Origin of the sequence: Rhodanobacter lycopersici (genome assembly GCF_040812335.1) — a bacterium.
Taxonomy (GTDB): Bacteria; Pseudomonadota; Gammaproteobacteria; order Xanthomonadales; family Rhodanobacteraceae; genus Rhodanobacter_A; species Rhodanobacter_A lycopersici.
In genome coordinates this window covers 1,429,890-1,450,228 of the sequence record NZ_JBFOHK010000001.1, presented here as the reverse complement: position 1 = coordinate 1,450,228, position 20,339 = coordinate 1,429,890, and the positions used below count along the sequence as shown (strand labels likewise).

Annotated in this window: 18 protein-coding genes; 9 read left to right on the top strand and 9 right to left on the bottom strand. The window is 66.0% G+C overall.

Translation table 11 applies throughout. From position 1 onward, the window contains the following. Positions 1–98 precede the first annotated feature (98 nt). On the top strand, positions 99–1,103 hold the full coding sequence (locus ABQJ54_RS06635) for a class I fructose-bisphosphate aldolase (RefSeq protein ID WP_367853461.1): 1,005 nt from the start codon (positions 99–101) through the stop codon (positions 1,101–1,103). A 128-nt stretch (positions 1,104–1,231) separates the two neighbouring features. Here ABQJ54_RS06635 and ABQJ54_RS06630 read toward each other — a convergent pair whose 3' ends face one another. Both ABQJ54_RS06630 and ABQJ54_RS06625 read right to left on the bottom strand, forming a co-directional pair. Beyond that, the gene (locus tag ABQJ54_RS06630; protein ID WP_367853460.1) at positions 1,232–1,828 is read right to left on the bottom strand and encodes a porin family protein; all 597 of its coding nucleotides are present in this window, start codon (positions 1,826–1,828) and stop codon (positions 1,232–1,234) included. A gap of 241 nt (positions 1,829–2,069) precedes the next feature. Next, positions 2,070–2,675 carry a porin family protein gene (locus ABQJ54_RS06625; RefSeq protein ID WP_367853459.1) on the bottom strand — a complete coding sequence of 202 codons (606 nt, stop codon included), beginning with the start codon at positions 2,673–2,675 and terminating at the stop codon, positions 2,070–2,072. Between the two features lie 254 nt (positions 2,676–2,929). Between ABQJ54_RS06625 and tkt the strand changes: the two genes are divergently transcribed. After that, a complete protein-coding gene (gene tkt / locus ABQJ54_RS06620) occupies positions 2,930–4,930 on the top strand; it encodes a transketolase (protein WP_367853458.1) in 2,001 nt (666 codons plus the stop codon). A gap of 143 nt (positions 4,931–5,073) precedes the next feature. On the opposite strand, the gene ABQJ54_RS06615 is transcribed toward tkt, so the two are convergent. Both ABQJ54_RS06615 and ABQJ54_RS06610 read right to left on the bottom strand, forming a co-directional pair. Beyond that, positions 5,074–5,709, bottom strand: coding sequence for an HAD hydrolase-like protein (locus ABQJ54_RS06615; RefSeq protein WP_367853457.1), 636 nt, complete (start codon positions 5,707–5,709; stop codon positions 5,074–5,076). Continuing rightward, on the bottom strand, positions 5,706–6,887 hold the full coding sequence (locus ABQJ54_RS06610) for a phosphoglycerate kinase (RefSeq protein WP_367853456.1): 1,182 nt from the start codon (positions 6,885–6,887) through the stop codon (positions 5,706–5,708). The genes ABQJ54_RS06615 and ABQJ54_RS06610 overlap by 4 nt, the downstream gene beginning before the upstream one ends. 116 nt (positions 6,888–7,003) lie before the next feature. Between ABQJ54_RS06610 and maiA the strand changes: the two genes are divergently transcribed. Next, complete coding sequence (gene maiA, locus ABQJ54_RS06605; RefSeq protein WP_367853455.1) at positions 7,004–7,666, top strand: maleylacetoacetate isomerase; 663 nt, start codon at positions 7,004–7,006, stop codon at positions 7,664–7,666. A 201-nt stretch (positions 7,667–7,867) separates the two neighbouring features. Here the strand turns inward: maiA and ABQJ54_RS06600 are convergent, their stop codons facing one another. Next, complete coding sequence (locus tag ABQJ54_RS06600; RefSeq protein WP_367853454.1) at positions 7,868–8,995, bottom strand: PilT/PilU family type 4a pilus ATPase; 1,128 nt, start codon at positions 8,993–8,995, stop codon at positions 7,868–7,870. 82 nt (positions 8,996–9,077) lie between these two features. On the opposite strand from ABQJ54_RS06600, the gene ABQJ54_RS06595 reads away from it, so the two are divergent. From ABQJ54_RS06595 to glmS, 5 genes are all read left to right on the top strand, one after another. Then, positions 9,078–9,740, top strand: coding sequence for a DUF4398 domain-containing protein (locus tag ABQJ54_RS06595; protein WP_367853453.1), 663 nt, complete (start codon positions 9,078–9,080; stop codon positions 9,738–9,740). Next, entirely contained in the window at positions 9,737–10,351 is a 615-nt protein-coding gene (locus ABQJ54_RS06590; RefSeq protein ID WP_367853452.1) for a hypothetical protein, read from the top strand. Before ABQJ54_RS06595 ends, ABQJ54_RS06590 begins: the two co-directional genes overlap by 4 nt. Positions 10,352–10,867: 516 nt before the next feature. Continuing rightward, complete coding sequence (locus ABQJ54_RS06585) at positions 10,868–11,095, top strand: HP1242/YdcH family protein (RefSeq protein WP_367853577.1); 228 nt, start codon at positions 10,868–10,870, stop codon at positions 11,093–11,095. A gap of 163 nt (positions 11,096–11,258) precedes the next feature. Next, positions 11,259–12,629, top strand: coding sequence for a pyridoxal-phosphate dependent enzyme (locus tag ABQJ54_RS06580; RefSeq protein WP_367853451.1), 1,371 nt, complete (start codon positions 11,259–11,261; stop codon positions 12,627–12,629). A gap of 103 nt (positions 12,630–12,732) precedes the next feature. Then, a complete protein-coding gene (glmS, locus tag ABQJ54_RS06575; RefSeq protein WP_367853450.1) occupies positions 12,733–14,562 on the top strand; it encodes a glutamine--fructose-6-phosphate transaminase (isomerizing) in 1,830 nt (609 codons plus the stop codon). Between the two features lie 136 nt (positions 14,563–14,698). On the opposite strand, the gene cyoD is transcribed toward glmS, so the two are convergent. The 4 genes from cyoD to cyoA are packed head-to-tail and all read right to left on the bottom strand — an operon-like array spanning position 14,699 to position 18,717. After that, positions 14,699–15,070, bottom strand: coding sequence for a cytochrome o ubiquinol oxidase subunit IV (gene cyoD / locus ABQJ54_RS06570; RefSeq protein ID WP_367853449.1), 372 nt, complete (start codon positions 15,068–15,070; stop codon positions 14,699–14,701). Beyond that, positions 15,067–15,684: a cytochrome o ubiquinol oxidase subunit III gene (cyoC, locus tag ABQJ54_RS06565; RefSeq protein WP_367853448.1), complete on the bottom strand. Its 618-nt coding sequence runs from the start codon at positions 15,682–15,684 to the stop codon at positions 15,067–15,069. The genes cyoD and cyoC overlap by 4 nt, the downstream gene beginning before the upstream one ends. Then, entirely contained in the window at positions 15,681–17,711 is a 2,031-nt protein-coding gene (gene cyoB, locus ABQJ54_RS06560) for a cytochrome o ubiquinol oxidase subunit I (RefSeq protein ID WP_367853447.1), read from the bottom strand. The genes cyoC and cyoB overlap by 4 nt, the downstream gene beginning before the upstream one ends. A gap of 22 nt (positions 17,712–17,733) precedes the next feature. After that, positions 17,734–18,717 (bottom strand): ubiquinol oxidase subunit II, encoded by a 984-nt coding sequence (gene cyoA / locus ABQJ54_RS06555; RefSeq protein ID WP_367853446.1) that lies wholly within the window; start codon positions 18,715–18,717, stop codon positions 17,734–17,736. On the opposite strand from cyoA, the gene ABQJ54_RS06550 reads away from it, so the two are divergent. Continuing rightward, positions 18,685–20,304, top strand: a complete 1,620-nt coding sequence (locus ABQJ54_RS06550) for an MFS transporter (RefSeq protein WP_367853445.1) — start codon at positions 18,685–18,687, stop codon at positions 20,302–20,304. The genes cyoA and ABQJ54_RS06550 overlap by 33 nt on opposite strands. Positions 20,305–20,339: the final 35 nt, after the last annotated feature.

Below are 20,339 nucleotides of genomic sequence, written 5' to 3'. Positions count from 1 at the left end.
CGGCGCTTTCGTTATAATTCGCGGCCTTCCATCCCGCCGCCCGTCCGGGCGGCATCCACCTTGAGCGGGCGGATCACGCCTCGTTGTATGGAGCCGTCATGAGTATTGAAGATCTCGAAAGCGTTGCCCTGGCCATGGTGGCTCCCGGCAAGGGCATCATCGCCATCGACGAGTCGACCAACACCATCAAGAAGCGTTTCGAGGCCGTCGGCATCGAGAACACCGAGGAAAACCGCCGCGCCTACCGCGAGCTGCTGCTCACCACGCCGGGCCTGAACGAGCACATCTCCGGCGCGATCCTGTACGACGAGACCATCCGCCAGTCCACCAGGGACGGCGTGCCGTTCACCCAGGTGATGAAGAAGGCCGGCATCATCCCCGGCATCAAGGTGGACAAGGGTCCGGTGCCGCTGGCCGGCTTCCCCGGCGACGTGGTCACCGAAGGCCTGGACGGTCTGCGCGAGCGCCTCGCCGAATACGTGAAGCTGGGCGCGCAGTTCGCCAAGTGGCGCGCCGTCATCAACATCTCCGAGGACAATCCCAGCTCCACCGCGATCGAGGCGAACTGCCACGCGCTGGCGCGCTACGCCGCGCTGTGCCAGGAAGCCGGCCTGGTGCCGATGGTCGAGCCGGAAGTGATCATGGACGGCGACCACAGCATCGAGGTGAGCTACGAGGTGCACGAGGCCGTGCTGCGCAGCCTGTTCAACGCGCTGTACGAGCAGAACGTGATGCTGGAAGGCACCATCCTGAAGGTCAGCATGGTGATCCCGGGCAAGGATTCGTCCGAGCAGGCCGACGTCGAGGAAGTGGCCGAGGCCACCGTGCGCGTGCTCAAGACCTGCGTGCCGGCCTCGCTGCCGGGCATCGTGTTCCTCTCCGGTGGCCAGACCGACGAGCAGAGCACCGCGCACCTCAACGCGATGAACCGCATCGGCCCGCACCCGTGGCCGCTGTCGTTCTCCTACGGCCGCGCCATGCAGCAGGCCGCGCTCAAGCTGTGGGCCAAGGACATGAAGGCGAATTACGCCGAAGCGCAGAAGACCGTGCACGCCCGTGCCAAGGACAACGGCCTCGCCGCGCTGGGTCGCTGGAACGGTTGAGGGCTGAGTTCCCGCGATCATTCGTGATCGCGAGAATCAATCGGGCGGCCATCCATGGTCGCACTGCTCACAACGAAACGGGCGCCACAAGGCGCCCGTTTCGTTTTTCACGTTGACTGATGGTCCGATCAGAAGCGGAATTCCGCGCTGGCCGAGATCATGTCGGTGCTGAGGTCGACGTTGTGCTTCTTGGCGTCGAAATAGTCGTAGTTCAGGCCGACGCTCACGTTCTGCGTGATGTTGTAGCCGATGCCTGCGCCGGCATACCAGCTGTTGTCGCTCAGGCCCTTGTTGATCGGGTTGACGTCGTTGCTCATGCCATGGCCGGTCCAGCTGTAGAGGCCGGCGCGGCCGCTGAGGTACCAGCTCGGGCTGAGGTCGATGTGCGCGTTCGCACCGGCGGTCCAGCCGTGCAGCTGGGACTTGCCCGGGGCGATCACCGGCGAGCTGTTGAAGATGTTCTTCGCGCGGATGTTGCCCAGGTCGTTGTAGCCCACCTCGGCGCCCAGCGAGAAGTTCGGCGTGAACGACCAGCGGTAGCCGCCGTTCAGCGCATAACCGGTGTCGTGACCGTTGTCATACGGCCCCTGGTCGATGGCGGTGCGACCAACGTTGCCGTTGATGAACCAGCCGCCGTTGTCGGTCGGCGCGCTCTGCGCGAAGGCAGCGGGGATGGTCAGCATGCCGGCAGAGGCGAGGGCAAGAGCGAGCAAGGTCTTTTTCATGGAGAGTCTCCTGTTATGAGGAAGCGGTCGCCGTTCATCGGGGAATGGAGCGGTGCCGCATGCCCGACGCTTGGGGAATTCGTCGGGCACTTCTCTTGGATGGTTGCCGGGCCGGAAAGATTCAATACTTGTTAGTTCATTATTAAGTGGCGATTAATGTTTCCGGCCAAGTGGCTGTATCAAAAAGAAAACGGGCGCCTTGCGGCGCCCGTTCCGGATCACGCATCGGAGTTGGGGCGACTCAGAAGCGGTATTCCGCGCTCAGCGAATACTTGCTGGTGGCCAGCTGCACGCGCTGTTCCCCATTGTCGGAGCCGGCGTAGTAGTCGTAGTTCAGGCCCAGGCTCCAGTTCTGGCTGAGGTTGTAGCCCACGCCGGCACCCGCGTAGTACTTGGTGCGTTCGAACTGGCGGAACTCGGGGTTCGCCCCGTTGGTGATGCCTTCGCCCTGGGCGTAGAACAGGCCGCCGCGCAGCTCGCCGTACCAGTTCGGGGTGAAGCTGTAGCGCAGATCCAGGCCGGCGGTGCTGCCGCGCAGCTTGGACTTGCTGTTGCCAGCGATCTGGTCGGCGTACTGGCTCTGGGCGGACAGGCGGCCCAGATACTGGTAGCCCACTTCCACGCCCAGCGAAGTCTCGGGGTTGATCGCGAAGCGGTAACCGCCCTTCACGCCGCCGGCAAACTTGCCGTCGTCATAGGGGCCCTTGCTGACGTTGGCGTAGCCGGCGTCGGCGCTGACATACCAGCCCTGCTGGGTAGCGGAGGGAGTCTGGTCCTGGGCGAAGGCGGCCGGCACGGCCACGAAGCCGGCGGCAGCCACGGTGAGAGCGAGCAAAGTCTTTTTCATGGGGAATTCCTCATTGTTCTGGTCAGTCCATGGCGCCTCGGGGAAAGGCCTTGCCATGGCTCGGCAACCGCTCGTGGGCGGTGCCGGACCATTAGATGGCGACCCGGCTGAAGGAATTCAATACCGACAAGTTCAGAATTAAGTGGAGGTTAATGTCAAGGCGTGTGGCGGATCAGTGGCGTCGGCAGCGCGACAGCTTTGACCGGATCGGCGACAATGCGCGTTTTTCGCCGCCGTCTGCCCGGAGAACGTCCATGACCACCCGTCGCCAACTCGCCAACGCCGTGCGTGCCCTCGCCATGGATGCTGTGCAGAAGGCCAATTCCGGCCATCCGGGCATGCCGATGGGCATGGCGGACATCGCCGAGGTGTTGTGGAACGACTTCCACCGCCACAACCCGGCCAACCCGCACTGGTTCAACCGCGACCGTTTCCTGCTCTCCAACGGCCACGGCTCGATGTTGCAGTACGCGCTGCTGCACCTCACCGGCTACGACCTGCCGATGAGCGAGTTGGAGCGTTTCCGGCAGTTGCACTCCAAGACCCCGGGCCACCCCGAGGCGCACGAGACGGTGGGCGTGGAAACCACCACCGGCCCGCTGGGCCAGGGCATCGCCAACGGCGTGGGCTTCGCATTGGCCGAGAAGGTGCTGGCCGAACGCTTCAACCGCCCCGGCTTCAACGTGGTCGACCACCACACCTGGGTGTTCTGCGGCGACGGCTGCCTCATGGAAGGCATCTCGCAGGAGGCGATCTCGCTGGCCGGCACCTGGAAGCTGGGCAAGCTCACCCTGGTCTACGACGACAACAACATCTCCATCGACGGCGAGGTGCCGGGCTGGTTCACCGACGACACCGCCGCCCGCTTCGAGGCCTGCGGCTGGCACGTGGTGCGCGACGTGGACGGCCACGACGCGGAGAAGGTCAAGGCCGCGCTGGTTGCCGCCAGGGCGGAGACCGGCAAGCCGAGTCTGGTGATGTGCAAGACCATCATCGGCTTCGGCGCGCCGCACAAGGAAGGCACCGAAGCCAGCCACGGCGCGGCACTGGGCAAGGACGAGGTCGCCGCCGCGCGCGACATGCTGGACTGGCGCTACCCCCCGTTCGAGATTCCCGACGAGATCTACGCCGGCTGGGACGCGAAGCAGGCCGGTGCGAAGCACGAGGCGGAGTGGAACGCGTTGTTCGCCGACTACGCCAAGGCGAATCCGGAGCTGGCCGCCGAGCTTGAGCGTCGCCTCGCCGCGAAGCTGCCGGAGAACTGGGCGGCCGCTTCGCAGGCCTGGGTCGACAAGCTGCAGGCCGAAGGCCCGGATGTGGCCAGCCGCAAGGCCTCGCAGATGACGCTGGATGCGTTCGGTCCGCTGCTGCCGGAGCTGATCGGCGGCTCGGCGGACCTCGCCGGCTCCAACCTCACGATCTGGAAGGGTTCGGTCAGCGTCACCGAGACCAGCCCGAACGCCAACTACATCCACTCCGGCGTGCGCGAATTCGGCATGACCGCGATCGGCAGCGGCCTGGCGCTGCACGGCGGCTTCATCCCCTACGACGCCACCTTCCTGGTGTTCTCCGACTACGCGCGCAACGCGGTGCGCATGAGCGCGCTGATCCCCGCGCACTCCATCCACGTCTACACCCACGATTCGATCGGCCTGGGCGAGGACGGTCCCACCCACCAGCCGGTGGAGCACCTGGCCAGCCTGCGCTACATCCCGAACAACCGTGTGTGGCGCCCGTGCGACGCGGTGGAGTCGGCGGTGTCGTGGAAGGCGGCGATCGAACGCAGGGACGGCCCGTCCTGCCTGGTGTTTTCGCGCCAGACGCTCAAGCACCAGCAGCGCAGCGCGCAGCAGGTGGCCGACATCACGCGCGGCGCCTATGTGCTGTCCGACCCGGCCGACACGAAGTTCAAGGCCATCCTGATCGCCACCGGTTCCGAGGTGGAGCTGGCGATGGAGGCCGCGCGCACGCTGGCGCAACAGGGTATGCCGGTGCGCGTGGTGTCGATGCCGTGCACCGAGATCTTCGATGCGCAGCCGCTGGAATACCGCGAAGGCGTGCTGCCAGGCTGGTGCCGGGCGCGCGTGGCGGTGGAAGCCGCCATCACCGACTTCTGGCGCAAGTACGTGGGCCTGGACGGCGAAGTGGTCGGCATGACCACGTTCGGCGCCTCGGCGCCGGCCGAGCAGTTGTTCGAGTACTTCGGCATCACCGTGGCGAACGTGGTCGATGCGGTGAAGCGCGTCGCTGGTTGATTGACGTTTCACCAAACAGGAACGCCGCGGAAACCCCGCGGCGTTCCTGTTTGGTGTAGGAGCGCACCCTGTGCGCGAATGCTCTTGGCTTCGATCAACACCAGAGCCATCGCGCACAGGGTGCGCTCCTACGGTGCGGCCGGTTACGCTGCCAGCAACTCGGCGAGATGCGCCGGATCGCTCGCCAACTCCTGCGCGCCGGCCAGCTCCAGTTCCTCGCGGCTGCCGAAGCCCCACAGGACGCCGATGCCGCGTACGCGGTTGGCCACCGCGCCTTCGATATCGAAATGGCGGTCGCCGATCATCGCGGTCTGCCCGGGCGAGGCGCCGAAATCGGCCAGTGCGGCAGCGATCATCGATGCCTTCTCGCTGTGCGGGCTGGATGGGTCGGGGCCGTACAGGCGCGTGAACGCGTCGCCGAACGGCAGGTGCTCGATGATTGGCCGCGCGTGGCGCTCGGGCTTGCTGGTAACCACGGCCAAGGTGTGTCCGGCCGCCTGCAACCGCTCGATGGTCGCCGCGATGCCGGGATAGATCGCGTGTTCGCGCCAACCCAGCGTGGCGAAGCGCTCGTGGTAGTAATCCACGGCGGCCTCGACGCGCTCGGCGTCATGATCCAGCAATGGCGCGAAGCCATGCCGCAGCGGCGGGCCGATCCAAGGGCGCAGGTCGGTGGGCGCCGGCACGCCCAGCTTGTCGAAGGCGTAGCGGATGCACGCGGTGATGCCCGGTTCGGAATCGATCAGCGTGCCATCGAGGTCGAACAGGCAGAGCGTCACTGACCGGCCCGCGCCTTCAGCGCGGCAACCGCAGGCAGTTCCTTGCCTTCGAGGAACTCCAGGAAGGCGCCACCGCCGGTGGAGATGTAGGAGACGTCGTGCTCGATGCCGTACTTCTCCACCGCGGCCAGGGTGTCGCCGCCGCCGGCGATGGAGAACGCGGGCGAAGCGGCGATCGCACGGGCCAGCGTCTCGGTGCCCTTGCCGAACGCGTCGAACTCGAACACGCCCACTGGACCGTTCCACACCACGGTGCCAGCCTTCGCGATCAATGCGGCATAGCTCTTTGCCGTCTCGGGGCCGATGTCGAGGATCATCTCGCCGTCGCGCACCTGGTCCACCGGCTTCACCGTGGCCGTGGCGTTGGCGGAGAACTCCGGCGCCACCACCACGTCGACCGGCAGCGGCACTTCGGCGCCGCGGCGCTTCGCATCGGCGAGCACCTTCTTCGCGGCGTCGACCAGGTCGGGTTCCACCAGCGAATTGCCCACCGAATGGCCCATGGCTGCGATGAAGGTGTTGGCGATGCCGCCGCCCACGATCAGCTGGTCGACCTTGCCGATCAGGTTCTCCAGCAGGGTGAGCTTGGTGGAGACCTTGGAGCCGGCCACGATGGCCAGCAGCGGGTGCGCGGGGTTCTCCAGCGCCTTGCCCAGAGCATCGAGCTCGGCCGAGAGCAGCGGACCGGCGGCGGCCACCGGGGCAAACCTGATCACGCCGTGGGTGGAGGCCTGGGCGCGGTGCGCGGTGCCGAAGGCGTCCATCACGAAGATGTCGCACAGCGCGGCGTACTTCTTCGACAGCGCCTCGTCGTCCTTGCCTTCGCCGATGTTCATGCGGCAGTTTTCCAGCACCACCACCTCGCCGGGCGCGACATCCACGCCGTCGAGGTAGTCGCGCACCAGGCGCACCGGCTTGCCGAGCTTGTCGCCCAGCCATGTGGCCACCGGCGCCAGCGAGGAGGCCTCGTCGAACTGGCCTTCCTTCGGTCGGCCCAGGTGCGAGAGCACCATCACCTTCGCGCCGGCATCGCGTGCGGCCTTGATCGTCGGCAGGGCGGCGTCGAGGCGCTGGGTGGAGGTGATACGGCCGTGGTCGTCGATCGGCACGTTCAGGTCTTCGCGGATCAGCACGCGCTGGCCGTGCAGGTCGAGATCGCTCATGCGGGTGACGGACACGTGGAAACTCCCGTGGTTCGGAAAGGACTGCCGGGCTGGCAGGAACCCCGTATTGTCCGGCCCGTCCCGGAGGGATGCAAATTACACTGCAGGTTTTCCGTCACCTGGAGTGGGACATGCCTTCCGGTCTCGTGCTGTACGGCTACTGGCGCTCCAGCGCCGCCTACCGCGTGCGCATCGCGCTGGCGCTGAAGGGCCTGGCCTGGGAAAGCCGCCCCGTGCACCTGGTGAAGGACGGCGGCGAGCAGCATGCCGCGGACTACGCCGCGATGAACCCGCAACAGCTGGTGCCCTGCCTGCGCGACGGCGAGCGGGTGCTGACGCAGTCGCTGGCGATCATGGAGTACCTCGATGAAACCCGCCCCGGGCCAGCGCTGTTGCCGGCCGATGCGGGCGGTCGTGCGCGGGTGCGGGCACTGGCGCAACTGGTCGCCTGCGACATCCATCCCCTGGGTAACCTGCGCGTGCTGCAGTACCTGGAGCGCGAGCTTGGGATCGGGGAAGCGCAGCGCGGCGCGTGGTCGCGGCACTGGATCGCCACCGGCTTCGCGGCGATGGAGGCGATGATGGCGGGTAACCCGGCCACCGGCCGCTACTGCCATGGCGATACGCCGGGATTGGCCGATGCCTGCCTGGTGCCGCAGGTGTACAACGCGGTGCGCTGGAAGCTGTCGCTGGATGATTACCCGACGATCCGGCGCATCCATGCGGCGTGTGGGGAGTTGGAGGCATTTCGTAATGCAGCGCCCGAGGTGCAGCCGGACGCGCCAGCGGCGTAACTTGAGCGGCGGCTGCTCCCTCGACTAGCAAAGAGCAACATCGTTGGCTGGATGTCGGGAAAGTGCATTCCTGCACTTTCCCGGCTCGCCAAATCCGGCATTCCGCCGGACTTGGCTCCGCCGATCAATCACTGGCGTGATTGATCGCGAGCGATCCATCATCCGTGGATCGCGTTCTGACAGGCCGCTTGCAGCGGCCTGTCAGAACCCCATGCCGTAGGGGTCGTTGCTGCCGCCCATCAATACGTTGCTGTCCGCGCCGTTGCCGCCACCTTCGGAAAGGCGGATCTTCAGCGCCAGGCCGTCGCGGGAGTCGGCCTTGTTGAGCGCCTCCTCCAGTTCGATGCGGCCTTCCTTGTAGAGCCGGTACAGCGACTGGTCGAAGGTCTGCATGCCGTCCTGCAGGCTGCGGTCCATCGCTTCCTTCACCTCGTGGATCTGGCCGCGGCGGATCATGTCGCGGATCAGCGGGGTGTTCAGCAGCACCTCGACGGCGGGCAGGCGGCGGCCGTCCTTACCCACCACCAGGCGCTGGCTGATCACCGCGCGCAGGTTCAGCGCGAGGTTCATCAGCACGTTCTTGTGCGCCGACTCCGGGAAGAAGTTGAGGATGCGCTCCAGCGTCTGGTCGGCGTTGTTGGAGTGCAGGGTGGCCAGGCACAGGTGGCCGGTCTCGGAGAACGAGATCGCCGCTTCCATGGTGTCGGTGTCGCGGATCTCGCCGATCATGATCACGTCCGGCGCCTCGCGCATCGCGTTCTTCAGCGCCTCGTGGTAGGTGTGCGTGTCCAGCCCCACCTCGCGCTGGTTGACGATCGACCGCTTGTGCCGGTGCAGGTATTCGATCGGATCCTCGATGGTGAGGATGTGGCCGGCCGAATGGGTGTTGCGGTGGTCGATCATCGAGGCCAGCGTGGTCGACTTGCCCGAGCCGGTGGCGCCCACCACCAGGATCAGCCCGCGCGGCTCCATGATCAGGTCGCGGAAGATCGATGGCAGCTGCAGCTGCTCGACGTTGGGGATCTCGCTCTTGATCGCGCGGATCACCATGCCCACTTCGCCGCGCTGCTTGAACACGTTGATGCGGAAGCGCCCGGCCTCCTTCACCGCCAGCGCCATGTTGAGCTCGAGGTCGCGCTCGAACTGCGGCACCTGGCCCTCGTCCATCAGGGAGTAGGCGATCTTCTTCACCATGCCACCCGGCAGTCCGGTGTTGCCGAGCGGGTAGAGCTTGCCCTCGACCTTGATGTTCACCGGGGCGCCGGTGGACAGGAACATGTCCGAGGCGCCCTTGTCGACCATCAGCTTGAGGAAGTAACCGATATCCACGCCAAATCCCCTGGTTGTGCTCGTTGCAATGAGCGATTGTGCACGCCCACAATACGCGTAGAAGCTTAATCAGGAATGCGTGATGGTGCACATCTCCCCTTCGTCGATCCGGCGCCCGGCGCTCCCGCGCAGGCCGGCACGACAGTCCGTACTGGCCGGCCTGCTGGTCGGTGGGCTGCTCCTGGCCGGCTGCGCCAGCGTGCCGCCGCCGAACGATGCGATGAACCTGGCGCAGTCGCAGCTGCAGGCGGCGCGCGACGCCGGCGCGGCCGACTATGACCCGGTGGACCTGGGGTTCGCCCAGGACAAGTTCCAGCAGGCCCAGGGGGCGATGGCCGATCGCAAGTACGACCTGGCGGCCGATCTGGCCGCCGAGTCGCGGGCCGACGCCGAGCTGGCACGGGTCAAGGCCAATCTTGGCGCGGCGCGGGCCCAGATCCAGTCCAAGATGAACGCGAACGCCGAGTTGCGCGAACAGGGGGCGCAGGCCGCCGCCGCGGCCGCCGCCGAGTTCGCCAAGCCGCTGCCGATGCCGGCCACCGCCGGTTCGGCTCCCGCCCCGGCCGGTTCGGGGGCGCTGCCGCCCGCTGCGCCGGTGGAAGACATGCCGGCGCCTTCGGCCTCAGTGCTGTCGGCGCCGCCATCGGGACAGGGCTTCCAGACCGTGCCCACGCAGACCCCGCCGTCGAACGGCCAGGATTCGAACGCAACGCAGGGCTTCCAGCCTGCGGGAGGCCAGCCATGAAGCGTGTTGCCACTCTGCTTGCGGCCGCCGCGATGGCGCTGGGCATCGTCGGCACCGCCCAGGCGAAGCGCGACGACATCGATGTCAGCCGGCTGACCAACAATCTCAACCAGCTCGCCAGCGACCCGGTGTTGGGCAACTACGCCCAGGCCGAGCAGTCGCTGGCCCGCAACGCGATCGCCCAGCTGGCGGAAGCCAGCTCGCACGACCGGCCGCATGCCCTGTACATGGCCGAACGGCGGGTGGATGTAGCCCGGGCGTCCGCCCAACTGCAGGACGCCCAGACCAAGCTGGCCCAGCTCGACCGCGAGCACGACCAGATCCAGCTGGAGAATACCCGCCGCGAGGCTGACACGGCCCGGCGCGAGCTGGAGCGGCAGCGCCTGCAGTACCAGATGGCCCAGGAAGAGGCGCAGCGCCTGCAGGAGCAGGGCGAGGCCTATTCGCAGGCTGCCGAGCAGGCCCAGGCCGAGGCGGCCAAGGCGAAGAAGCTGGCCGAGGCGCAGAGCCGGGTGGCCCGTTCCGCCAAGCGCGAGGCCGAGCTGGCGGCCAAGGCCGCCAAGGCGATGCGCGAGCAGATGCAGCAGCAGGACAGCGGCGGCAAGCCTTGACCTTGACCTTTGCGATCATCCCTGATCGCGAGAGTCACAAATGGGCAGCTATCCATGGCTGCACTTTTCATCAAAAGCCGCCACGGAAGAGGCCGCTTGGGTCCACTTGCAAACACGGCGTCGCGAGAGCGGCGCCGTGCTGTTTTGCGAGCGCGCCACCCTTGGTAATGTCCCTCGGGCTCATCGCTGGCGCGATGTCAGGAATCACTCTTGGCGATTTTTCAGGGCGGACGCAACAAGCTGTTTCGGCAGCTTTTATGCGGATTTCACAACGCCGTGGCGACTCGTCGGGATTCTCGTCGCGAAGGCTTGCGGCACTTTTCGGGGGGGAGTAGGGTCAACCCCATGGAGCCGTTCCGCTCCATGACCGCCGATTCGAGCCATGCACCACTTCCTCGCCAGTTTTCCGCCCGCCACCGGTTCGCCGGCGCGGGCGGGCGAGAGCGTGCGCGTGATCCGGTTCGGCGGACGGGCGCGCTCGTGCGCCCGCATGCTCACTCACGAGGAGGTTGGATCATGTTTGAAAACCAGCAGCGTGATGACGTCGAGGCATTGATGAAGGCTGACGCGGAATTCCGTCGTCTCTATCAGCACCATCGGGAACTCGACAGCAAGGTGCATGACGCCGAGATTGGCGTACTCCCGCTCGACGACATCACCCTCGCCTGCATGAAGAAGGAAAAGCTGCACGCCAAGACGCGCCTGGAGCGCATGTGGGAAGGTCGCCACCAGCTTTCCAGTTGAGCACTTCCTGAACCCCGCGATCACGACGGCCCCGGCAGCTTCCACCCAGGAAGATGGCCGGGGCCGCGACGTTTTCACTCGGTCCGTTTGCGGTGCTCGGCTATCATGGAGCCCTCTCCGGTGACGCTGACGCGTCATCGGCCCGCCACGCAACGGAGCCCCCATGACAGTCCAGCAGAGTGTCCTCGAACTGATCGGACATACCCCGATGCTGCGCGCGCAGCACCTCGACACCGGGCCGTGCGAGCTGTTCCTGAAGCTGGAGAGCGCGAACCCCGGCGGCTCGATCAAGGACCGCATCGGCCTGTCGATGATCGAGGGCGCGGAGAAGGCCGGCAAGATCAAGCCCGGCGCGATCCTGGTCGAGGGCACCGCCGGCAACACCGGCCTCGGCCTCGCGCTGGTGGCGCAGGCCAAGGGTTACCGGCTGATCCTCGTGGTGCCGGACAAGATGAGCCGCGAGAAGATCTTCAACCTCAAGGCGATGGGCGCCGAGGTGGTGCTCACGCGCTCCGACGTGGCCAAGGGCCATCCCGAGTACTACCAGGACATGGCCGAGCGCATCGCGCGCGAGACGCCCGGCGCCTATTTCATCAACCAGTTCGGCAACCCCGACAATCCGCGTGCGCACATCGAGAGCACCGGACCCGAGATCCTCGAGCAGATGGACGGCAGGATCGATGCCGTGGTGGTGGGTTGCGGCTCATCCGGCACCATGACCGGCCTGTCACAGTATTTCGCCAAGGCTTCGCCGCACACCGAGATCGTGCTGGCCGATCCGGTGGGATCCATCCTCGCCCAGTACATCAACGAGGGCACGCTCTCCACCAAGTCGTCGAGCTGGCTGGTGGAAGGCATCGGCGAGGACTTCCTGCCGACCATCAGCGACTTCTCGCGAGTGAAGAAGGCCTATGCGATCTCCGACAAGGAGAGCTTCCTCGCCGCGCGCGAACTGCTGGCAAAGGAAGGCGTGCTGGCGGGTTCCTCCACCGGCACCCTGCTGGCCGCGGCGCTGAAGTACTGCCGCGAGCAGACCGGTCCGAAGCGCGTGGTGACCCTGGTCTGCGACACCGGCAACAAGTACCTGTCCAAGCTCTACAACGACTACTGGATGCTGGACAACGGCTTCCTTGAGCGCGAACAGCATGGCGACCTGCGCGACCTGCTGCTGCGCCCGTTCGCCAAGCGCGACACCGTGGTGATCGGCCCGAACGAATTGCTGATCACCGCCTACACGCGCATGAAGCTGTACGACGTCTCGCAGCTGCCGGTGATGGACGGCAGCAAGCTGGTGGGCATCGTCGACGAGTCGGACGTGCTGCTGCACGTGCATGCCGACGAGACGCGTTTCCGCGATCCGGTGTCGGTGGCGATGATCGCGGACCTGCAGATGCTCGACGTGCGTGCGCCGATCGAATCGCTGCTGCCGGTGTTCGAGCGCGGCCACGTGGCGATCGTGATGGACGGCGAGCAGTTCCTCGGCCTGATCACCCGCATCGATCTGCTGAACTGGCTGCGCCGCAAGGTGAACTGAACGCGCGGTTGTGGTGCTGAAAGCCGGTTGAAACGCACGGGCGGCACAGTCGCCGCCTGCGTCGGCCCGGCCGGCATGCATCAACCAACAAGGAGCTTCCGTCATGTGTGGAATCGTCGCTGCCGCCGCCCAGCGTGACGTGGCTCCCTTGCTGATCGCCGGCCTGAAGGCACTGGAATACCGCGGTTACGATTCGGCCGGCCTGGCCGTGCTGGAAGGCGGCGAAATCCGCCGGGTACGCGCCAAGGGCAAGGTGCGCGAGATGGAGGCGGAGTACCTGGCCGCACCATTCCCGGGCGGCACCGGCATCGCGCACACGCGCTGGGCCACCCATGGCGTACCCAACGAGGCCAACGCGCACCCGCACATCGCCGGCCGCGTCGCCATCGTGCACAACGGCATCATCGAGAACTACGCCAGCCTGCGCGAGGAACTCAAGGCGCGCGGCCACGCGTTCACTTCCGAGACCGACACCGAGGTGATCGCGGCGCTGGTCGATGAGCGCCTTGCCGGCGGCCTCGGCCTGCGCGAGGCGGTGCTGGCCGTGGTGCGCGGCCTCGAAGGCGCCTATGCGATCGCCGTGATCAGCCGCGACGAACCCGGTCGCGTGATCGGCGCCCGCCGGGGTGCGCCGCTGCTGGTGGGCGTGGGCATCGGCGAGCACTTCCTGGGTTCGGATGCGCAGGCGCTGATCCAGGTCACCAACCGGATGATCTACCTCGACGAGGACGATGTCGTGGAGATCACCCGCGAGCGGGTGCAGGTGTTCGGCCTCGACGGCCGTCCGGTCGAGCGCGCGGTGCACGAGAGCGAGCTGTCCGCCGATGCGGTGGAACGCGGCGAATACCGTCACTACATGCAGAAGGAGATCTTCGAGCAGCCGCGTGCGGTGGCCGACACGCTGGAGTCGCGCCTGGGCGCGAACGGCGTGCTGCCGAACATCTTCGGCGTGGGCGGCGACGAGCTGCTGGCGAAGGTGCGCGGTGTGCACGTCATCGCCTGCGGCACCAGCTACCACGCCGGCATGGTGGCGAAATACTGGATCGAGGAATACGCGCGCCTGCCGGTGGCCGTCGAGGTGGCCAGCGAATACCGCTACCGCGAGGCGGTGGTGCCCGAGGGCACGCTGTTCGTGGCCATCTCGCAGTCCGGTGAAACCGCCGACACGCTGGCCGCGATGCGCGAGTCGCGTCGCCGCGGTTACCTCGGCACACTGGCGATCTGCAATGTGCCGGAATCCTCGGTGGTGCGCGAGGCCGACCTCAAGCTGATGACCCGCGCCGGCCCCGAGATCGGGGTGGCCTCCACCAAGGCTTTCACCACCCAGCTGGCCGCGCTGGCGCTGCTGTCCCTGCAGCTGGCGCGGCAGCGCGGGCTGGATGATGCGCGTTACGCGGAACTGTGCGCGCAGCTGCAGGCCCTGCCGCACGCGATCGAGCGGGCGCTGGCGCTGGAACCGCAGATCGTGGAGCTGGCCGCGCATTTCATCCCGCGCCACCACGCGCTGTTCCTGGGTCGCGGCGCGCAGTTCCCGGTGGCGCTGGAAGGCTCGCTCAAGCTCAAGGAAATCTCCTACATCCACGCCGAGGCCTATCCCGCAGGCGAGCTCAAGCACGGCCCGCTGGCGCTGGTGGACGAGGACATGCCGGTGGTGGCGGTGGCGCCGAACGGACCGCTGCTGGACAAGCTGAAGTCCAACCTGCAGGAAGTGCGTGCCCGCGGCGGCGAGCTGATCGTATTCGCAGACAATGCGGCCCCGATGGACGGCAACGCCGCGCGCGGCCACCTGCTGCGCATCGACGCCGGCGGCGACTTTATCGCCCCGGCGGTGTTCACCGTGCCGCTGCAGCTCCTCGCCTACCACGTGGCCGTGCTGCGCGGTACCGACGTGGATCAGCCGCGCAATCTCGCGAAGTCGGTAACGGTGGAGTAAACCGCCCGTATTGTGGAAGCGTGCGCTGCGCGCAATCAAGGAAGCGGTGAAGCCGGCAATTGCCGGCTTCACCTTGAAAAGTGCGGCCCTGGATGGCCGCACGTTTGATCCTCGCGATCAGGGATGATCGCAAAAATCACTCGCTGTGCTGGTACTGCGGCGACATCGGCATCATCAGGGCGTTTTCGTTGTACATCACCCAGATAGATGCGCCCAGCACGATCACGACCAGCACGATGGTGAAGATGAAGGCCAGCATGTTCCAGCCGCCTTCCGAGTGTGTGTCGAGGTGCAGGAAGTAGATGACATGCACGAGGATCTGCACGACGGCCAGGGCCAGCACGATAGTGATGGTCAGCCAGTGGCTGCTGAAAACGTGCCCCATCACCAGCCAGAACGGGATGATGGTCAGGATCGCCGCCAGCACGAAGCCGGTCAGGTAGCCGTGCAGGCTGCCCTGATGCACGTGCGGGGCATCGTCGTGGCCGGATGAAGATGGATGGTTCATCGCAACACTCCCGCCAGATAGACGAAGCTGAAGACGCCGACCCAGACCAGATCCAGGAAGTGCCAGAACATGCTCAGGCACTGCAGGCGCCGGACGTTGGCCTCGGTCAGCCCGAACCTGCCCAGCTGGACCATCAGCACGATCAGCCAGAGGATGCCCACGGACACGTGCAGGCCGTGCGTGCCGACCAGGGTGAAGAACGAGGACAGGAAGGCGCTGCGGCCGGGGCCGGCGCCTTCGGCGATCATGCCGAGGAACTCGTGGATCTCCAGCGTCACGAAGCCGACGGCCAGCAGGCCGGACACGGCCAGCCAGGCCAGCATGGCGCGCTGGTTCTTCCGGGCCATCTCCAGCATCGCGAAACCGAAGGTCACCGACGACACCAGCAGCAGGGCGGTGTTCACCGCCAGGCCGGGCAGGTCGAGCACCTCGGCGGCCGCCGGGCCGCCCGCGGTGCTGGTGCCAAGCACCGCGTAGCAGGCGAACAGCGAGGCGAAGATGAAGCAGTCGCTCATCAGGTAGAGCCAGAACCCGAGCAGGGTCCCGTTGGGCGCATGCGGCTCTTCGTGGCAGAGGAAGCGCGAGGGTGCGGTATCGGCAACCGTGGTGTTCATGCGCTTGCCCCCTTGGCATCAGGTTGCCAGTTGCCGCTGTGCTCGAACGCCCGCACCTCGTCCGCGGGGATGTGGTAGTCGCGGTGGTAATTGAAGGTGTGGACGATGGCGGCGACGATGATGCCCGCGAACGACGCCACGGCCAGCCACCAGATGTACCAGACCAGGCCGAAGCAGCAGGCGAAGGACAGTGCGCCGATGATCGCGCCGGCGGCCGTGTTCTTCGGCATGTGGATGGGGTGGAAGCCTTCCAGCGGGCGCTGGAAGCCGTGCTTCTTCATGTCCGTCCAGGCGTCGCGTGCGTGCACGTTCGGGACGAACGCGTAGTTGTAGTCCGGCGGCGGCGACGAGGTGGACCATTCCAGGGTGCGGCCGTTCCATGGATCGCCGCCCACGGCGTAGGCCTTGCGTCGAACCACGCTGACGTAGATCTGGATGATGAAGGCCAGGATGCCGAGCGCGATCAGGAAAGCGCCGAACGCGGCGACGATGAAATACGGCTGCAACGCCGGGTTGTCGAAGTGGCTCAGCCGGCGGGTCACGCCCATCAGGCCCATGATGTACAGCGGCGTGAACGCCACCCAGAAACCGACCAGCCAGAACCAGAAGCTGGCCTTGCCCCAGAACTCGTCGAGCTTGAAGCCGAACGCCTTGGGGAACCAGTAGTTGACCGCCGCGAACACGCCGAACACCACGCCGCCGATGATCACGTTGTGGAAGTGCGCGATCAGGAACAGGCTGTTGTGCAGCAGGAAATCCGCCGGCGCCACCGACAGCATCACGCCGGTCATGCCGCCGATGGTGAAGGTGAACAGGAAACCCATCGTCCACAGCATCGGCACGGTGAAACGCACGCGTCCGCGGTACATGGTGAACAGCCAGTTGAAGATCTTCACGCCGGTGGGGATCGAGATGATCATCGTGGTCAGCGAGAAGAACGAGTTGACGTCCGCGCCCGAGCCCATCGTGAAGAAGTGGTGCAGCCACACCAGGTACGACAGGATCATGATCGCGACGGTGGCGTACACCATCGACGAATAGCCGAACAGCGGCTTGCCCGAGAAGGTGGGCACGACTTCCGAGTACACGCCGAAGATCGGCAGGATCAGGATGTACACCTCCGGGTGTCCCCACACCCAGATCAGGTTGATGTACATCATCACGTTGCCGCCGAAGCCGGTGGTGAAGAAGTGGGTGCCGAGATAGCGGTCCAGCGAGAGCAGGAACAGCGTGGCGGTGAGCACCGGGAAGGTCGCCAGGATCAGGCCGCTGGTGCACAGCGCGGTCCAGCTGAACACCGGCATCTTCATCATCGACATGCCGGGCGCGCGCATCTTCAGGATGGTGGTCACGAAGTTGACGCCGGTCAGCAGCGTGCCCACGCCGGACAGCTGCAGGCCCCAGATGTAGTAGTCGACGCCGCTGCCCTGCTGCAGTTCCGAGACGGGCGGGTAGCCCAGCCAGCCGGCGGTCGAGAAGTCGCCGACGAACAGCGACACCATGAACAGGATCGCGCCCCAGAACGTGAACCAGAAGCTCAGGTTGTTGAGGAACGGGAACGCCACGTCGCGCGCGCCGATCTGCAGCGGCATGACGTAGTTCATGAGCCCCACGATGTAGGCCATGGCTACGAAGAAGATCATGATCGAGCCGTGCGCCGAGAAGATCTGGTCGTAGTGCTCGGGCGGCAGGTAACCCATCTGGGGACCGAAGGCGTAGGCCTGTTGCGCGCGCATCATGATCGCGTCGGAGAAGCCGCGCAGCAGCATCACCGTGCCGAGGATCATGTACATGATGCCGAGCTTCTTGTGGTCCACGCTGGTGAACCATTCGTGCCACAGGTAGCCCCACAGGCGCTTCCTGGTGATGAGGCCGAGGATGGCCAGCCCACCGATGGCCACCACGATGAGGGTGACGAGGACGATGCGGCCTTCGAGATCGGGTTTCAGGAAGGGCAGTGAATCGAGCGTCAGCCGCCCGAACAGGAAATTCCAGATGGGGGCGCGATGAGGCATGGCTTCGGGCATGGCTTGAATCTCCGCAAGCAGATCAGTGCGCCGCCGCAGCCTGCGCGGGAACCGGTTTTCCGGCATCCATCGGCGAGTCGGCGCCGGCGTGCGCAGGGTGGCCTTGCATGCCTTGCATGGCATCGTCGGCGGTGGCGCTGGCCGACATCATCGGCATCTGGCCCTTGCATTCCTGGCCGGGCCCGGCGCAGCGGTTGAGGATGCGCGTGTACAGGTCGGGTTCGAAGCTGGCGTAGGAGCGCACCGGCGCATCGCGCTCGGGCTGGCGCAGCAGCTCATAGGCCTGGAGGTCGAGCGTGCCGCCTGCGGCGTGTGCCTTGGCGACCCAGTCGTCGAAATCCTGCTGGCTCATGCCCTCGAACGTGAAGCGCATGTCGGTGAAGCCCGCGCCGCTGTAGTTGGCCGAGAAGCCAGGGTATTGCCCGGGCTTGTTGATGACCGCGTGCAGCATCGTCTGCATGCCGGGCATGGTGTAGACCATGCCGGCCAGTTCCGGCACGGAGAACGCATCCATCATGGCATCAGAGGTGAACTTGAACCGGATGGGCACGTTCACCGGTGCGGCCAACTGGTTCACCGTGGCGATGCCGTATTGCGGGTAGAGGAACAGCCATTTCCAGCGCAGCGACACGACATCCACCTCGAGCGGCTTGGTGCCTGCTGCAACGGGTTGCCCCTGGGCCACCCGGTCGAGCGGACGATACGGGTCGAGCTGGTGGGTGCCGATCCAGCTGATGGCGCCGACGGCGATGATGATCAGCAGCGGCGCAGCCCACACCACCAGTTCCAGCTGCGGCGAATGGTCCCACTCGGCATCGTAGTGGGCTTTCTCGTTGGAGGCCCGGTAGCGCCACGCGATGACGCCGATCGCAACCAGTACCGGCACGATGATCAGCGCGATGATCACCGTGGTGACGATCATGACATCGCTCTGCTGGCGGGCAACGTCGCCGGACGGGTCCAGCAACGCGAGGTGGCAACCACCAAGCAGGGCAAGCGGAGACAACAGCAAGCCGCGCAGACGTTTCACTGTCATGGGCATGTGTGCATCGGGCAACGAGGTGTTGCCTACACTACACTCCAAGGGCGGGTCTATACTACTCCCGCAAAGCGCGTTTCCCGACTGATCCGATATGCCCGAGGCTGGTCGAAGCTGCATAGGGAATATCGTGGTGGTCGCGTGAAACCGGCTGCCGCGTTGCGTGATACCACAGCGGGTCTGCCCAGCAACTTCTTGCATGATCGTCGCCAGGGAATTGCCATGCCAACCAGCAACACCCAGTCGATCCCCGGTTTGGCCGTCCATGCGCATGGCGGGAATTCCCATGCAGAGCAGCTGGCGCCGGGAGACCTTGCCGTCGGCGTACTGGTCGGGCGCGTCAGCCAGTCCTTCGACTTTTTCGTGTTCGGCATCGGCTGCGTGCTGGCGTTCCCCCAGGTGTTCTTTCCCTTCGCCAGCCAGATCGACGGGGTCTTCTACTCCTTCGCGATCTTCGCGCTGGCCTTCATCGCGCGGCCGCTGGGCTCCATGTTCTTCCTGGTGCTGCAACGTCATGTCGGCCTCCCCGCCAAGCTGACCATCGCGCTGTTCCTGCTCGGCATGGCGACCGCCGGCACGGCGTTCCTGCCCGGGTATGCGACATTGGGATGGGCCGCCATCCTGGCACTGGCGGTACTGCGCTTCGGGCAGGGTTTTGCGCTCGGGGGCAGCTGGAATGGCCTGGCTTCGCTGATGGCGCTCAAGGCGCCGAAGGAACGGCGCGGCTGGTACGCCATGCTGCCCCAGTTGAGCGACCCGATCGGGTTCATCATCGCGGCGGCGTTGTTCGCTTATATCTGGTCGAGCCTCTCGCACCAGGAATTCGTCGAATGGGGGTGGCGCTATCCCTTCTTCGCGGCATTCGCCATCAACGTAGTGGCGCTGTTTGCCCGGTTGCGCATGGTGGTCGCGCCTCGTTATGCGGAGCAGCTCAAGGAGCGTGATCTCGAGCCGTCGTCGATGCGCGAGCTGGTGCGTTCGCAGGGCAACAACATCGCGCTGGGTGCCTTCGCACCGCTGGCAAGCTACGCGATGTTCCACCTGGTGACCATCTTCGCGTTGTCATGGGCGCTGCTTTTCACACGGCAATCGGTGGGCAGCTTCCTCGTGGTGCAGATCGTCGGTGCTTTCGTGGCCTTGCCCTGCATGCTGCTGTCCGGCGTGGTGGCGAACCACTTCGGCCGCCGTACCACCCTGGCGGCGGGCGGCGTGCTGATCGCGATCTACAGCGGGTGGACCGCGCTGCTGCTCTCGGGCGGCGCCGTGAACAGTTTTCTTTTCATCATCTTCGGCTATGCCCTGCTCGGGTTCACGCACGCGCAGGCGGCCGGCGCGGTGAGCTCGAACTTCCGGCCGGAGTTCCGCTTCTGCGGCGCCATGATCACCTCGGACCTGGGCTGGCTGATCGGCGCGGGCTTCGCGCCGCTGGTGGCGCTGGCGCTCGCCAGGTATGCAGGCGTACCGTACGTGGGCCTGTACCTGCTTTCGGGAGCGATCGGCACGCTTGCCGCCTTGTGGATCAGCCGGCGTTCCGGCGGCCTTCCCAACGACTGACGTGTTCGCCCATGGCGGCCAACGACCAGGCCCGC

What these genes read in the sequence shown, in the direction of transcription:
- ABQJ54_RS06635 (WP_367853461.1), top strand. Translation starts at nt 99, where the DNA reads ATGAGTATTGAAGATCTCGAAAGCGTTGCCCTGGCCATGGTGGCTCCC.
- ABQJ54_RS06630 (WP_367853460.1), bottom strand. Translation starts at nt 1,828, where the DNA reads ATGAAAAAGACCTTGCTCGCTCTTGCCCTCGCCTCTGCCGGCATGCTG.
- ABQJ54_RS06625 (WP_367853459.1), bottom strand. Translation starts at nt 2,675, where the DNA reads ATGAAAAAGACTTTGCTCGCTCTCACCGTGGCTGCCGCCGGCTTCGTG.
- tkt (WP_367853458.1), top strand. Translation starts at nt 2,930, where the DNA reads ATGACCACCCGTCGCCAACTCGCCAACGCCGTGCGTGCCCTCGCCATG.
- maiA (WP_367853455.1), top strand. Translation starts at nt 7,004, where the DNA reads ATGCCTTCCGGTCTCGTGCTGTACGGCTACTGGCGCTCCAGCGCCGCC.
- ABQJ54_RS06595 (WP_367853453.1), top strand. Translation starts at nt 9,078, where the DNA reads ATGGTGCACATCTCCCCTTCGTCGATCCGGCGCCCGGCGCTCCCGCGC.
- ABQJ54_RS06590 (WP_367853452.1), top strand. Translation starts at nt 9,737, where the DNA reads ATGAAGCGTGTTGCCACTCTGCTTGCGGCCGCCGCGATGGCGCTGGGC.
- ABQJ54_RS06585 (WP_367853577.1), top strand. Translation starts at nt 10,868, where the DNA reads ATGTTTGAAAACCAGCAGCGTGATGACGTCGAGGCATTGATGAAGGCT.
- ABQJ54_RS06580 (WP_367853451.1), top strand. Translation starts at nt 11,259, where the DNA reads ATGACAGTCCAGCAGAGTGTCCTCGAACTGATCGGACATACCCCGATG.
- glmS (WP_367853450.1), top strand. Translation starts at nt 12,733, where the DNA reads ATGTGTGGAATCGTCGCTGCCGCCGCCCAGCGTGACGTGGCTCCCTTG.
- cyoD (WP_367853449.1), bottom strand. Translation starts at nt 15,070, where the DNA reads ATGAACCATCCATCTTCATCCGGCCACGACGATGCCCCGCACGTGCAT.
- cyoC (WP_367853448.1), bottom strand. Translation starts at nt 15,684, where the DNA reads ATGAACACCACGGTTGCCGATACCGCACCCTCGCGCTTCCTCTGCCAC.
- cyoB (WP_367853447.1), bottom strand. Translation starts at nt 17,711, where the DNA reads ATGCCCGAAGCCATGCCTCATCGCGCCCCCATCTGGAATTTCCTGTTC.